Here is a 14,812-nt window from a genome sequence, read left to right as displayed (position 1 = left end):
ATTTAATCTGCAAAAGGATCACTCCACTTAGGATTAGTATAAATATCAGTACCTGTAAGTGTCTTTAAAAAGTTAATTAGTGCTGTTTTATCATTATCTGTTAGTTGTAATTGCTGGCCTATTGGACCGTTAGGTCCTATACTGTCAAATAATAGAGGATCCAACAATTGCTGGTTAGTCATATCTATTGAGTTATAATGTTCTACCATTTCTAGTAAGGTAGTAAAGGTTCCATTATGCATTAATGGTCCATTGATGAAGCCTTCGGGATTTTCAAGATCTCTTAAACTGGGCGACCTGGTATTATCGTGGTCAAAAACATTTGGATCTGCGATAGTCGCAATAACACCATTATTGTGAATGTTGTTTTTTATAGCAAATTCTGGCGGGACATGACAACTTACACAGCCAGCACCGCCATTTTCAGGTGTGGTTATAAATAGAAATTTACCACGATTCTCTGACATGTTATAGTTAGGAAAACCTGGTCCAGGATTACCAGTTGCTAGTAATCCATCATCGTATCTTGAGTCAAAGGATTGTATACTTAACACAAATTGAGATAAACATTCTTGTAATCGCTCTTCAGTAACAGCTATATCTCCATAAATGTGCTTGAATAATACCTGATAGTAGTCTGTAGCAGATAGCTTGATGAGTAGATCATCAAAAGATGGTGCGCCGTTTTCACCACTAAAACCCATTTCAGCATGATCTTTTATAGGTTGAGTTACCTGATTTTCAAGAGAATTGACTCTTTCATTCCAGAAAAAATTAGTGCTAGGTTGAAATCCTACATTAACTAATCTCATACTATGCCTTCCAGTCATACCATTTACTCCTGTACTAGCGATTGCCGTATCGCTAAACGCGTGTTCTTGCTGGTGACAGCTTGCACAAGAAATACTGTTATTAGTAGATAACTTTGTATCATAGAATAGAATTCTACCTAATGTCGCTTTATCATTCTCTATAGCATTACCTTGATTAGAAAATCTTATATAGGATGGAATATCATTATTTTGATAGCTGTCTAGATTATTTAAATCAATTTTACTACCAAATACGTTAGACAATATTACCTGGTCTGTAGGGATATAATCATCTTTTTCATTCTGACATGAAATTGTGATTGAAGCAATAAAAAGTAGAAAGTAAAACTGGATTCTCATAATATTTTCTTTATGACTACTAATTTATTACAAAGTTTAAGATAAACATATTGAAAATAAAAAGCCCTTTCTTTAAAAGAAAGGGCTTTTAGTTAATAGTTAGAGCAATTAAATGTTATCCATTTACTATAAGTAAGGTTCCGTTAACGCTTTCTTTAACTTCTACTGCATTTTCATGAATGGCTTTACTGTTAGCATCTCTCGATATGGTAAAGTTTTTAATATTTGCCTCGCCAGTGTCTACAGTATAAGAGCCTTTCATTGATAAATATAGATTCTCCATTTTAGTAAATTTTGTTAAGGTGACATTACCGTTTCCATTTACCGCCATACCTTTAAGCTGATTGGTATAAATACGAATTTTAAGTCCATCAATCGAATTTCCATTTTGTTTAATGGTTAAAGAGCCATTGTCTGATGAGATAGTGAAATCTTTAAGTTGATTTTCATCAACATTAAACATCACTTGATCTTTTGTTGAATATACAATTTCAATTTGTGCGTCAGCGTCAATTTTAATTTTTGAAAAGGATTCTACTTCCATGCTTGTTTGTGCAAATCCTATAAATGCCATAAAGAATGTTGCAATAAAAATGTAATTTTTCATAATGTAAAGTTTTAGTTGTTAGATGTATATAAAATAGGACTCCACATTTTTTACATTGTTACAGAATGGGAAATGTTTAACACTTGTACTTCACAAATGATAATAATTAAACAAAAAAAAGCCAGCAAATATACATTTGCAGGCTTTTCAATTATTTGAAAAATTTTTAATTAAAAGATTGAATCGTTTTTCTAATTGCAACTAATCGGGATAGTAAACCTTCTAAATATTGAAGATCTAGCATATTTGCACCATCACTTTTTGCATTTGCAGGATCAAAATGAGTTTCTATAAATAAACCATCAACCTGGTTGACAATACCAGCTCGAGCTATAGTTTCTATCATGTTAGGTCGTCCACCGGTAACACCGCTAGTTTGATTAGGCTGTTGCAAGCTGTGAGTAACATCTAGTACCGTTGGAGCAAACTCGCGCATGGTCGGTATACCTCTAAAGTCTACAATCATATCTTGATAACCAAACATAGTTCCGCGATCAGTAATCCAAGCTTTATCGCTACCAGAATCTTTCACTTTTTGTACTGCATGTTTCATAGCCTCTGGCGACATAAATTGTCCTTTCTTAAGGTTCACTACTTTACCCGTTTGTGCAGCAGCAACTACTAAATCAGTTTGCCTTACTAAAAAAGCAGGGATTTGTAGAATGTCGACATACTCTGCAGCCATAGCTGCATCACTAACTTCGTGGATATCTGTTACGGTAGGTACTCCAAAAGTTTCAGAAACTTTACGCAATATTTTCAACGCTTTCTCATCGCCTATACCTGTAAAACTATCTATACGGCTACGATTTGCTTTTTTAAAACTTCCTTTAAATACGTAAGGGATATTAAGCTTATCAGTGATTTTAACCACTTTTTCTGCGATGCGCAATGCCATGTCTTCACCTTCTATAGCACATGGGCCAGCAAGTAAAAAGAAATTGTCAGCATCTACATGCTTGATTTGTGGAATGTCAGATAATTGCATTAGTTATTCGTTAGTTTTTAAAACGATCTCTCTGCCGCTAGTAGTCCATTTACTTAAGCCACCATCGAGATCAAATATTTTAATAAATCCTTTATCTTCTAAAATCTTAGCACATTGTGCACTTTGCCTACCACCATTACAATATACCAGTACAGGTTCTTTGACATTAAGTCCGGCTATGATTTCATTTAAATTTTCACTGTCTACAGGTATATTGATAGCACCTTCTATGTGACCAGCTTCAAATTGTTCTTTACTACGCACATCAACTAATTGTGCTGATTGCGATTTTATGATATCTGCAGCCTCCTCAGAGCTGACTAATTCAACAGTGCCAGCTTTAGCCTCAAAGCAGCTTTGAGTTAAAGCTATCGTACAGATTAAGCTTAATAAAAGAATTATTTTTTTCATTTTGTATATAGGTTAAGCAACATCGCCATCCCACTCACTAAAACCGCCTAAAAGATTATAAGTTGTTTCAAAGCCCATTTGATTCATAATTTGACAAGCCTGACCACTACGTCCACCGCTACGGCAGTAGATATAGTAATTTTTAGACTTATCCATTTCTTGAAGCGCTGCCATTAGCTCTTGTGGTTGAAATATATCGTGATGCAATGCATTAGGAATCATACCTTCTGCAACTTCGTCTGCAGTGCGCACATCTATTATTACAGCATTGTCATCTGATGCAATAAGTTCTTTCCATTCTTGTTTTGTGATGTCTTTCATATTAAAGTGAACAAGTTGTTGTTTCTACAATTTTTTGAGTTCCTAAATTAGTCTTTTTTATAGCTCCATAGCCACCTTCAACATTGACAACATTATTTATGCCATTTGCAGCAGCAATACTTGCAAAAATTACTGAGCGATAACCACCACCGCAATAAATATGGTAGGTATAATCAGCCTTTAATGTATCAACATCAGTATGTATATTGTCTAAGGTATATAAAGGAACTCCGTTTACATGACCATTATTGTATTCACCAGGTTTACGAGCATCTATAGGATTTAATATGCTATTATCAGATAGACCATCTATAAACTCTTGTGCAGTAATATTTTTAATCTGTTGCGTTGCAAAACCAGCATTTTTCCATGCCTCGATGCCGCCGTTAAGATATCCTAAAGCATTGTCATAACCTACTCTAGCTAATCTAGTAACGGTTTCTTCTTCTCGACCTTCAGGAGCGATAAAGATTATTTTTTGATCGATGTCTTCAATTAATGCGCCTATCCATGGGGCAAATTGACCATCTAGACCTATGAACCAAGATCCTGGTATGCTGCAAGCAGTATATTCTTGTGGTGATCTTACATCTAGAACTAAGTATTCGTTATCATCGACAAGTGCCTTAAACGACACGGCATTCATAGGTGTATTTCCTCTAGCAATAATCTCATCGATGCTAGAATTGACTCCTTTATTCATCCATACATTTTTTGGAAAATACGCTGGTGGTGGAGCAATACCTGTTGTTAATTCTTTAATAAAGTCTTCTTTACTTAAATCTTCAGCAAGGGCATAGTTTGTTTTCTTTTGATTTCCTAAGGTGTCATAGGTTTCTTTACTCATACTTTTACCACAAGCGCTTCCAGCACCATGCGCCGGATAAACAATAATATCATCAGTTAGCGTCATGATTTCTTTGCGTAAGGAATCATAAAGATGTCCAGCTAGATCTTCTGTACTCAAATCTGATTTTGCAGCTAGATCAGGTCTTCCTACATCTCCTATAAATAGAGTATCACCAGTAAATATTGCTTTCTCAATTCCTTCTTCATCTCTCAGTAGATAGCACGATGATTCCATGGTGTGACCTGGCGTGTGTAGTAGTGTGAAGCTTACGTCACCTACCTTGAAAACTTGTCCATGTTTCGCTTTCGCGAAAGCGTAACTTGTCTCAGCATTAGGACCTAAAACAATCGTTGCGCCAGTTTTATCTGCGAGATCAACATGTCCAGAAACAAAGTCTGCATGAAAATGTGTTAGAAAAACATACTTTATGGTCACATTATCTTGTGCTGCACGGTCGATGTATTGTTGAACTTCTCTTAATGGATCTATAATGACAGCCTCGCCAGCAGATGCTATATAGTACGCACCTTGAGCTAGACATTTAGTATAATGTTGTTCTAAAATCATGTTTGGGTAATCTATTCTTTTTACAAAAATACAATTTTGACCGTTTACCAAATAAGAAAACCCATGTATAAACACGGGTTCTCTATCAATAAAATTTATAGTCTTTAACTTTTAATAGAACAACCTATAGCGACCGTCTTAGTTGTTTCAATTTCTTTACCGTTAATTAAATTATTAACAGCGTCTCTTAGATAATCATTTTTTATTGCCTTAGCATCTTTATGATTATCGTCAATTGCACCTATATATTTAACTACATTATTTGCACCTTCTTTTTTTAGTAAAAAGACATGCGGTGTTTTAGTAGCGCCATATTGTGGATATATTTTCTGTCCAGCATCAAATAAATATGGAAATGTAAACCCTTTATTTTGAGCTCTTATCTTCATATTATCATAACTATCTTCTGGATAAGCTTCTGGATTATTAGGGTTAATGGCTATTACTGGATATCCTTGATCTTTAAACTCTTTATCGAGTGCTATAATTCTATCCTCATATGCTACAGAGTAAGGGCAGTGATTACAAGTAAAAATTATTATAAAACCTTGTGCATCGCTATAATCTTTAAGCGAGACCATTTTTCCGTCAACATTTTTTAAATTAAAATCTGTTGCCTTATCACCAATGTCATAGCCTTTTCTAACTGGTGCCTGATCTGTGACATTAGAGTCATTAATGGCACTTTCTATTTCATTTTCATCCATTGCTGTTGATCCAAAGTTAAGAACACCACTCGCTAGAATCCCTACTAGTGCCACAATGGCTACAACAGTTAATATTTTAAGTGTTTTCATGATATTTATTATTCTTCTAAAAGAGCAGAAACTTCAAAATCTAATTCTTTAAATTCAAAACTTTGATTAAAGAATTTGTGCTCTCTTTTATATTTAATTAATGTTACAGGTATAGCTCCATCCCAATGCGGATCTATCATAGGTATATATTCTGCCGCGTATGGATAATCTAGTAATCTTACTTGGGATTGTATGTTGTGCTTTTCTAGGAATGGATTGACTTTAGATTCTAAATTTTCTACATCATCTAGGGATATTAAAATAACTTCTATTTTATCTCCATAAGTGGCTTTTAGTTTTTCAAAAGCAGGTAATTCATCCACACAAGGCTTGCACCACGTTGCCCAAAAATTAATTACTTGTATCTTATCAGGATAATTACCTGTTAAAGATGCAATATCTTCTAAGCCTATCACCTCAGCTTTTTGAGGTTTAGGTTTACTACATGCTACCACGATAAGCATGAGAATAAAAGGGATATACTTTTTCATTGATTCAAATATATATAAGCTCAATGAATTCTGTATTTATTTTAACGATGATTAGCATTTACTTGTTAAATTGTGCCAATTAAAAAGCCTCAATTCATAGGAATTGAGGCTTTCATTTTTTCGACAATTTTAAATGTCGCGGGACATATAAAGGTATTCTTAACGGTAAGATTACCTATCTGATAGATTTTACGCCGGTCTGTATGTGGGTATTCTCTACAAGCTTTAGGGCGTACGTCATAGATAGAACAATAATTATCTGCTCCTAGAAAATGACATGGAACCTTTTGTAATACATAGTCTTTATCTTCATCTATGCGTAAAAATTGATCAATAAAATCGCTGGGTTTCATTCTGAAATGCTTTGCTATTCTATCAATATCTTTATGGGTGAACAATGGTCCAGTCGTCTTACAACAATTTGCGCAGCTCAAACAATCTACTTCTTCAAAGGTCTCGTCATGTAAATCTTGCATGAGACCATCTAAATTTTTAGGAGCCTTTTTTTTGAGCTTTTTAAAATAGACCTGGTTTTCTTTTTTTTTCTGGGCCGCAAGTTGAGGTAAAGATTTTAAAAACTCTTCCATTAGTTACAGCTTCCCATAGGCATAGAGCTGGTGTAACCTAGTTCTTTTAATTCACCGGTTACTTGACAAAAAAGCTCTCTTGACCAGTAAATACTAGCTGTTTCTTTTGCTTTATTGATACGATCCATACGGCCAAAAAGTTTTGTACCTGTATTAGATACTCTAAAAGCTTCATAAGCTTTTTTATCATCTTCACTCATGGCATTAGGGTCAGACTTTAATTGCTTACCAGCGCTAGATGTGTAGAAATTAATAAGGTTAATAAGGTCTTGTTTATCATCAAAAATACTACGATACTCACTAGCTAAAATGCCTTTTAATTTTGCTACAGATGCTGTTTTATTTGAATCGTACTTTTGCCATACAGATGCCGGCACATCTTGTGTTTGATATGCATCTTTAAACATTTGCATCATACCATCATAGGCAGCATTATACTCTGTGTCTATACCGCTCACTTCAAAGTACTTCATCATTAAGGATTGGTAAGATTCTCCAGATTGCGCTTTCGCGAAAGCGGAAAAAATAACAAGTGTTAGGAACAGTTTAATAGATTGTTTCATTTTTTAAATTTATTTTGTGTGAAAATATAAGATATGAGAAAGATATTTCAATTATTATGCCTTTTAATTATTATTACCAGTTTAAATGCATGTAGTTCAGACAAAGATCAAGATAATGGTGTAAATAGCGATGAGCTTTCTTATACTCTCAATACTGGTGCAAGCGCAAATGAGTTGCTTAGTGATTCTAGGTTTTCAAAAATCATTATTGAAGCAATTTATGTTGATGGTTTTAAACCTGAACAGGCATCACTTAACAACTTACTGTCTTTTTTAAATGATAGACTGCATAAACCTGGTGGGATTTCAATCATAGAAAGGGAAATTCCAGCACAAGCATTAGGTACTTATTCTATTACAGAAGTACGTCAATTAGAAGATAACATTAGAACTCAGTTTAGTGTTGATGATACTCTTGCCATATTTGTACTGTTTACAGACGATTCTAATGAAAATGATTCTGGTAATAGTGTTATTTTAGGAACAGCTTATAGAAATACATCGCTGGTCATGTTTCAAAAAACTATTGAAGAATTGAGTGGTGGTTTAAACCAGCCTAGTAGAGTAAATGTTGAAACAGCTGTCTATGAGCATGAGTTTGCACATATAATGGGATTAGTTAACATAGGCACTGCCTTACAATCAGATCATGAGGATGATACAAACAGTGCACATTGTAATGTTGATGGTTGTTTAATGAATGCACAGTTAGAAACGTTTAATCCATTAAACATGATGAATATAATGGGGTCAGGTATAGCGCAATTAGACGCTCAATGTATTGCAGATTTGCAAGCAAATGGCGGTAAATAATTTTAAGTAATAATGATTTTAAAAAAAGTCCTACTTAACTGAAGTAGGACTTTTTTTATAGAATATATTATCTATTAGCAGCTCTATGTCTTTCTCTAGCTAACAATGTATTTTTAAGCAACATGGCAATAGTCATAGGGCCTACACCACCAGGTACTGGAGTAATGTGACTAGCTTTTTTTGCTACGTTTTCATAATCTACGTCACCTGTAATATAATATCCTCGCTCGCGAGATTCATCTGGCACACGTGTGATACCTACATCAATGATTACCGCATCATCTTTAACCATTTCTGCTTTTAAAAATCCAGGGACACCTAGTGCTGTAATGATAATGTCTGCTTGAGAGGTTATTTGTGTGATGTTTTTGGTGTGACTGTGTGTTAATGTAACGGTGGAGTTGCCAGGGAAACCTTTTCTTCCCATAAGTATACTCATCGGTCTTCCTACTATGTGAGAGCGTCCTATCACAACAGTATGTTTACCTTGTGTATCTACATTATAACGATCTAATAATTCTAGTATACCAAAAGGAGTGGCTGGTATAAATGTACTCATGTCTAATGCCATTCTACCAAAGTTAGTAGGGTGGAAGCCGTCTACATCTTTATCTGGGTCAACAGCCATTAATACCTTTTGTGTATCGATTTGTTTAGGAAGTGGCAGTTGAACAATAAATCCATCTACGTCTGGATTATTATTTAGTTTTTCAATCTCTTTTAATAATTCAGTTTCACTAGTCGTATTAGGCATACGTACCATAGTACTTTCAAAACCAACACGTTCACAAGCGCGTACTTTAGATCCTACATATGTAAGACTAGCTCCATCATTTCCTACAATTACTGCGGCTAGATGAGGTACTTTCTCACCGTTGTTTTTCATTTCTTGAACGATTTCTGTGATTTCGTTCTTGATGTCGTTACTGGTTTTTTTTCCGTCGAGAATAATCATAGTTGTGTGTGAAGGTTAATGTTGCTGTAAAATTCACTCAAATGCATCAAATTTTAAAATTTATATGGATACACTTATTATCTACTTGTTAACGATAAGGATTGCGTACTTAAAAAAAGTAAAAAAAAATCCTGAGGCGAACTCAGGATTTTAATGTTTAAGTAATTGATGTAGATCTACCTCATTTTTCCTAAGGCATTCATCATGGCTTTACCTTTTCCACCTTGCATCATTTTCATCATCTTACTCATTTGATCAAATTGCTTTAAAAGTTGGTTCACTTCAGTAACTGTTGTACCACTACCTTTTGCGATTCTTTTTTTACGAGAGCCGTTAATCACTTGTGGACGTGTTCTTTCTTCTATAGTCATAGAATGAATAATTGCTTCAATACCTTTGAATGCATCATCATCAATATCTACATCTTTAAGCATTTTTCCGGCACCAGGAATCATTCCCATAAGGTCCTTCATGTTACCCATTTTTTTAATTTGCTGTATTTGAGATAGAAAATCATCAAAGCCAAATTGATTTTTGGCAATTTTTTTACTCAATTTGCGAGCTTGCTCTTCATCAAACTGTTCTTGAGCGCGCTCTACAAGAGAAACAACATCACCCATTCCCAGAATACGATCTGCCATACGTGAAGGATAGAAAACATCAATTGCTTCCATCTTCTCACCAGTACCTATAAATTTAATAGGCTTATCAACAACAGATTTAATAGATAATGCTGCACCACCACGTGTATCACCATCTAATTTAGTAAGTATAACACCATCAAAGTTTAATCGTTCATTAAATGCTTTGGCTGTATTAACCGCATCCTGACCTGTCATAGAGTCAACTACAAAAAGTGTTTCTTGAGGTTTAACTGCAGCGTGCACATTTGCAATCTCAGTCATCATTTGTTCATCAACAGCAAGACGACCTGCGGTATCTATAATAACAACATTAAAGCCATTTTGTTTTGCATGTAAAATAGCATCTTGCGAAATTTTTACAGGATCCTTTTCATCACGATTAGAATATACTTCAACGCCTACACTTTCTCCTACCACATGCAACTGATCAATAGCTGCTGGACGATATATGTCACAAGCCACTAAAAGAGGTCTTTTACTCTTTTTAGATTTTAAAAAGTTTGCTAGTTTACCTGAAAATGTTGTTTTACCAGAACCTTGTAATCCAGACATTAAAATAACGGTAGGATTACCAGTTAAGTTTAATCCCGTTACATCGCCACCCATTAACTCTGTAAGTTCATCTTTTACAATTTTTGTAAGAAGTTGACCTGGTTTAAGAGTTGTTAATACGCCTTGACCTAGTGCTTTTTCTTTTGCACGTGAGGTAAATTCTTTAGCGATTTTATAGTTAACATCTGCATCCACTAGGGCGCGACGTATTTCTTTAAGAGTATCTGCAACGTTTACTTCGGTAATGCTTCCATGTCCTTTAAGGACGTGCATGGCTTTATCGAGTTTGTCAGTTAAATTATCAAACATATTCTTGACTCATTTTTTGAAGATTGCAAAGATACCATTTAGAGGCTTTAAGTTCAAGTTATTAAACAGCTTTTGTTCTCAATACTCTATCCTATATACTAACCTCTTTCCTGCAATATTAAAGTGTATGAGTTGATTTATATAATGAACGGACTTTTATTTTAAATTGCACTAAACAAAAACGTTACAAGATGAATAAATTTCTTAAAGCAACTAAATATTTTAGTGTTTTGATAATTGCTGTAATCTTTTTACAATGTAGTTCTGAAGAAAACGACGATTCAGGCTCTAATGGTTCTGGGAATATGCCATCATTAACGGCATCTTTGAGTAGTCTGTCTTTTGAAGATACTCAAGTAGGTCAAAATTCACAATTGAAGTCCTTTACTTTAAGCCATGCAAATTTAAGCAGTGACATCAATCTTACAACGACTAGTCCATTTGAATTATCGGTTGATGGTTCTACATTTTCTACACAACTTAATTTGCCAGTTATATCTACTTCAAGTTTGATTTTTGTTAGATTCATTCCAGATGCAATAAATACGTTTCAAGAAAATATCGTTATTCAAAATACCGACATAGCAAACGATATCGTAATAGCACTTAATGGATCAGGTACACCAGTTATACATAACTATCTAACCTTTAATAGAACTAGAGTCGCTTTTGGTGGTGGATTTAATCAAACATCAGTACAATCTTTCAATCTTCATAATGATCTAAGTAATATAGAGGCTATAAAAATGTATGTTAAATTAACATGTCCATCAGGAGGATGTGATGAGTGGGATGTTTATGCAAACGTAAAGGTCACAGATCCTGTATCTGGTGAGCGTTATGAAATGGCTAGATTTATAACACCATACTGGAATGATAACAGTCAGTTACCTAGAGGATTTGAATTTGATGTCACTGATTTTAAATCAATTCTAACCGGGAATGTAGAATTGAGAATAAGAACTGAATGCTGGAATGCAAAAGGTTATGAGGTCAGTGTAGACTTTGATTATATAGAAGGAACACCAGATTATCAATATTATGGTATCACTAGAGTTCTAAATTATGATAATGGCTCACAAGCAGGTGTGCCATATGGTGTCGCACATACCTTTGATCTTACACGTTCGATTAATATTCCTTCAAATGCCCAGAATACACATTTGCGTACTATAATATCTGGATGGGGACAAGCAGCATCTGGTGATCCAGATGGTCGTACTTGTGCTGAATGGTGCTATAGAACGCATAGTGTGAGTATCAATGGCGCAAATATGTTTCAGCATAATTTGGGTCCTCTGGGATGTGCTTCTAATCCAGTTAGCAATCAAGCACCAGGAAACTGGACTCCAGATCGAGCTGGATGGTGTCCGGGAATGGAAGTGCCTACAAGAATAGACTCATTTACATCCAGTATGGCAGGTACGACTTTTACCTTTGAATATGGTTTTGAAAACTGGACTAATACGACTACAGATAATTCTTTTTACCCGATATCAACATTTGTTGTTGTGAAAAGTGATACGCCTATATCACGTGCGGTGGTAATAGATTAAATTATATAAGTTGAAAAGCGATAAAAATAAAAAAGCCTGTTAATACATCGACAGGCTTTTTCGTATATGGTTGAAGAATTCTTAATTGATTCCTATTACTTCTAGTTCAAACACAAGGTCCTGACCAGCTAGTGGATGGTTAGCATCAACGACGATGTGGTCTTCCTGAACATCTGCAACGCGCAATTGTCTTTCTGTTCCATCAGGGTTTTGAGAGATCAATCCCATTCCTACTTCAGGTTGTACTTCTTGTGGTAATTGGGCTCTATCTACTTTATGAAAAAGTTCTTCCATTACTTCACCATAAGCCTCTTCCTTAGGGATTTCAATAGTTTTCTTTTCATTTACCTTCATGTCTATTAGACCGTTCTCAAAACCTGGGATCAACATTCCTTGACCTAGTTGAGCTTCTAATGGCTCTCTGTCTGCAGATGTATCAAAGACCTGTCCTGTTGCTTTTAATTTACCTGTGTAATGCACCTTTACAGTGTCATTTGCTTTAACTTGACTCATAAAAATTGATATTTTTCTATCAGCGGCAAAGGTATGATTTACAAATACCTAACAAAATGAAACGTCACTTTATTCCCAATGATTAAGAAAGACTTAACGATTGAGGCTAAAATATATTTATCAGATGCATGAACTAATAAACGGTTATGGTTTAATGATTCGCTTTCGCGAAAGCGAAATATCAATTAGATTTAAGGCTATTGAAAATCAAGTAATTGAAAGAAGCTGTGCAAATATTTCAATAAAGCGCTAAAAACCAATAAATAAGCCTATTTTTGCAGCCGCTAACAAGCGTTATTTTTATGAAAGACATTAGAAACATTGCGATTATTGCTCACGTAGACCACGGTAAGACTACGTTAGTAGACAAGATTTTACACCACTGTGAGATTTTCCGTGAGAACGAGACGACAGGAGAATTAATCCTTGATAACAATGACATTGAACGTGAACGTGGGATTACAATCCTTGCAAAGAACGTTTCAGTTATGTATAAAGGGACTAAAATTAATATCATTGATACACCTGGTCACGCCGATTTTGGTGGTGAGGTAGAACGTGTATTAAACATGGCAGATGGTGTTCTACTTTTAGTAGATGCATTTGAAGGTCCTATGCCACAGACTCGTTTTGTACTACAAAAAGCGATAGACCTAGGTCTTAAGCCATGTGTAGTTGTCAATAAAGTAGATAAAGAAAACTGTACACCTGATGAGGTGCATGAATCTGTTTTTGACTTAATGTTTGAATTAGGTGCAGAAGAATGGCAGCTAGATTTTCCTACCGTATATGGTAGTGCAAAAAATAACTGGATGTCTGATGACTGGCAAAATGAAACAACTAATATAGAGCCATTATTAGATATGGTTATTGAGCATGTTCCTGCTCCAAAAGTTGAAGAAGGAACGACTCAATTATTAATTACTTCATTAGATTTCTCTAACTACACTGGTCGTATTGCGATAGGACGTATTAAAAGAGGTTCTATAAAAGAAGGTCAAAATGTGACTCTTTGTAAACGTGACGGCTCTATGACAAAGACTAAAGTTAAAGAAGTCTATGTCTTTGATGGAATGGGTAAAGCCAAAGCTCAAGAAGTAATGGCTGGTGATATTTGTGCAATTGTAGGTTTAGAAGGTTTTGAAATAGGTGACAGCGTTGCAGATTTTGAAAATCCTGAGGCTATGGAAACAATTGCAATTGATGAGCCTACGATGAGTATGTTATTTACTATTAACGATTCTCCTTTCTTTGGTAAAGATGGAAAGTTTGTGACTTCTCGTCACATTAACGATCGTTTAACTAAAGAACTAGAAAAGAATCTTGCTTTACAAGTACATGATACTGGTAGTGCAGATAAGTTTATGGTTTTTGGTCGTGGTGTATTACACTTGTCTGTTTTAATTGAAACGATGCGTCGTGAAGGTTATGAGTTACAAATAGGACAACCACAAGTTATCATTAAAGAAATAGATGGTGTTAAATGTGAGCCTATTGAAGAGCTTACTATAGATTTACCAGAAGCGGTAAGTGGTAAGGCTGTTGAAATGGTTACTTTAAGAAAAGGAGAAATGACTAGTATGGCACCTAAAGGTGAGCGTATGGTTTGTGAATTTAAAATTCCTTCTCGTGGTATTATAGGATTACGTAATCAATTGATCACCGCTACTGCTGGTGAGGCTATAATGAATCACCGTTTTGTAGGTTTTGAACCTTATAAAGGTGAAATAGCAGGTCGTATTAATGGATCTATGATATCTATGGAGACAGGTACATCTATTCCTTATTCAATGGATAAGTTACAAGATCGTGGTAAGTTCTTTATTCATCCAGGTGAGGAAATTTATGGAGGTCAGGTAGTAGGTGAGAACTCTAGACCAGATGATCTAGCGATTAACCTTACTAAAACTAAAAAACTTTCTAACGTACGTAGTGCAGGTAACGATGATAAGGTAAAAATCGCACCGCCGATTAAATTTACTCTTGAAGAGGCACTAGAATATATTCAAAAAGACGAGTATGTAGAGGTAACGCCTAATTACTTAAGGATACGTAAAATATATCTTGATGAGAATGAGCGTAAGCGTAAGGCTAAAGAGCTTTCTTAAACTTATAG

The 14,812-nt window shown here is 34.9% G+C and carries 16 protein-coding genes; 3 read left to right on the top strand and 13 right to left on the bottom strand.

The genetic code is table 11. The features are described from left to right. Positions 1–2 precede the first annotated feature (2 nt). The 10 genes from BST92_RS01545 to BST92_RS01500 all read right to left on the bottom strand — a co-directional run bounded on the left by BST92_RS01545 (position 3) and on the right by BST92_RS01500 (position 7,354). The gene (locus BST92_RS01545; RefSeq protein WP_105069877.1) at positions 3–1,172 is read right to left on the bottom strand and encodes a cytochrome-c peroxidase; all 1,170 of its coding nucleotides are present in this window, start codon (positions 1,170–1,172) and stop codon (positions 3–5) included. A gap of 115 nt (positions 1,173–1,287) precedes the next feature. Continuing rightward, positions 1,288–1,779 carry a GIN domain-containing protein gene (locus BST92_RS01540; RefSeq protein WP_105069876.1) on the bottom strand — a complete coding sequence of 164 codons (492 nt, stop codon included), beginning with the start codon at positions 1,777–1,779 and terminating at the stop codon, positions 1,288–1,290. A 166-nt stretch (positions 1,780–1,945) separates the two neighbouring features. After that, positions 1,946–2,767, bottom strand: a complete 822-nt coding sequence (gene kdsA / locus BST92_RS01535; RefSeq protein WP_105069875.1) for a 3-deoxy-8-phosphooctulonate synthase — start codon at positions 2,765–2,767, stop codon at positions 1,946–1,948. Positions 2,768–2,770: 3 nt separating this feature from the next. Next, a complete protein-coding gene (locus BST92_RS01530; RefSeq protein ID WP_105069874.1) occupies positions 2,771–3,178 on the bottom strand; it encodes a rhodanese-like domain-containing protein in 408 nt (135 codons plus the stop codon). Between the two features lie 12 nt (positions 3,179–3,190). Continuing rightward, entirely contained in the window at positions 3,191–3,499 is a 309-nt protein-coding gene (locus tag BST92_RS01525; RefSeq protein ID WP_105069873.1) for a rhodanese-like domain-containing protein, read from the bottom strand. Between the two features lies 1 nt (position 3,500). Beyond that, on the bottom strand, positions 3,501–4,916 hold the full coding sequence (locus BST92_RS01520) for an MBL fold metallo-hydrolase (RefSeq protein WP_105069872.1): 1,416 nt from the start codon (positions 4,914–4,916) through the stop codon (positions 3,501–3,503). A gap of 104 nt (positions 4,917–5,020) precedes the next feature. Beyond that, complete coding sequence (locus BST92_RS01515; RefSeq protein ID WP_211292413.1) at positions 5,021–5,713, bottom strand: thioredoxin family protein; 693 nt, start codon at positions 5,711–5,713, stop codon at positions 5,021–5,023. Positions 5,714–5,721: 8 nt separating this feature from the next. Continuing rightward, positions 5,722–6,204 (bottom strand): TlpA disulfide reductase family protein, encoded by a 483-nt coding sequence (locus BST92_RS01510; RefSeq protein ID WP_105069871.1) that lies wholly within the window; start codon positions 6,202–6,204, stop codon positions 5,722–5,724. 89 nt (positions 6,205–6,293) lie between these two features. After that, positions 6,294–6,791, bottom strand: coding sequence for a YkgJ family cysteine cluster protein (locus tag BST92_RS01505; RefSeq protein ID WP_105069870.1), 498 nt, complete (start codon positions 6,789–6,791; stop codon positions 6,294–6,296). Further along, a complete protein-coding gene (locus BST92_RS01500) occupies positions 6,791–7,354 on the bottom strand; it encodes a DUF2059 domain-containing protein (protein ID WP_105069869.1) in 564 nt (187 codons plus the stop codon). Before BST92_RS01500 ends, BST92_RS01505 begins: the two co-directional genes overlap by 1 nt. A gap of 33 nt (positions 7,355–7,387) precedes the next feature. On the opposite strand from BST92_RS01500, the gene BST92_RS01495 reads away from it, so the two are divergent. Further along, positions 7,388–8,167 (top strand): outer membrane protein assembly factor BamD, encoded by a 780-nt coding sequence (locus BST92_RS01495; RefSeq protein WP_105069868.1) that lies wholly within the window; start codon positions 7,388–7,390, stop codon positions 8,165–8,167. A gap of 67 nt (positions 8,168–8,234) precedes the next feature. On the opposite strand, the gene BST92_RS01490 is transcribed toward BST92_RS01495, so the two are convergent. Both BST92_RS01490 and ffh read right to left on the bottom strand, forming a co-directional pair. Beyond that, positions 8,235–9,122 carry a bifunctional 5,10-methylenetetrahydrofolate dehydrogenase/5,10-methenyltetrahydrofolate cyclohydrolase gene (locus BST92_RS01490; protein ID WP_105069867.1) on the bottom strand — a complete coding sequence of 296 codons (888 nt, stop codon included), beginning with the start codon at positions 9,120–9,122 and terminating at the stop codon, positions 8,235–8,237. A 176-nt stretch (positions 9,123–9,298) separates the two neighbouring features. After that, on the bottom strand, positions 9,299–10,627 hold the full coding sequence (gene ffh, locus BST92_RS01485) for a signal recognition particle protein (protein WP_105069866.1): 1,329 nt from the start codon (positions 10,625–10,627) through the stop codon (positions 9,299–9,301). A 191-nt stretch (positions 10,628–10,818) separates the two neighbouring features. Between ffh and BST92_RS01480 the strand changes: the two genes are divergently transcribed. Beyond that, positions 10,819–12,183: a peptide-N-glycosidase F-related protein gene (locus tag BST92_RS01480; protein ID WP_211292412.1), complete on the top strand. Its 1,365-nt coding sequence runs from the start codon at positions 10,819–10,821 to the stop codon at positions 12,181–12,183. A gap of 81 nt (positions 12,184–12,264) precedes the next feature. Here the strand turns inward: BST92_RS01480 and BST92_RS01475 are convergent, their stop codons facing one another. Beyond that, positions 12,265–12,696, bottom strand: coding sequence for an FKBP-type peptidyl-prolyl cis-trans isomerase (locus BST92_RS01475; RefSeq protein WP_105069865.1), 432 nt, complete (start codon positions 12,694–12,696; stop codon positions 12,265–12,267). Between the two features lie 302 nt (positions 12,697–12,998). Here BST92_RS01475 and typA point away from each other — a divergent pair, with 302 nt between their 5' ends. Next, positions 12,999–14,804, top strand: coding sequence for a translational GTPase TypA (gene typA, locus BST92_RS01470; protein ID WP_105069864.1), 1,806 nt, complete (start codon positions 12,999–13,001; stop codon positions 14,802–14,804). Positions 14,805–14,812: the final 8 nt, after the last annotated feature.

It is taken from the genome of Nonlabens arenilitoris (assembly GCF_002954765.1).
GTDB lineage: Bacteria > Bacteroidota > Bacteroidia > Flavobacteriales > Flavobacteriaceae > Nonlabens > Nonlabens arenilitoris.
This window is presented reverse-complemented; position numbering and strand designations above follow the sequence as displayed.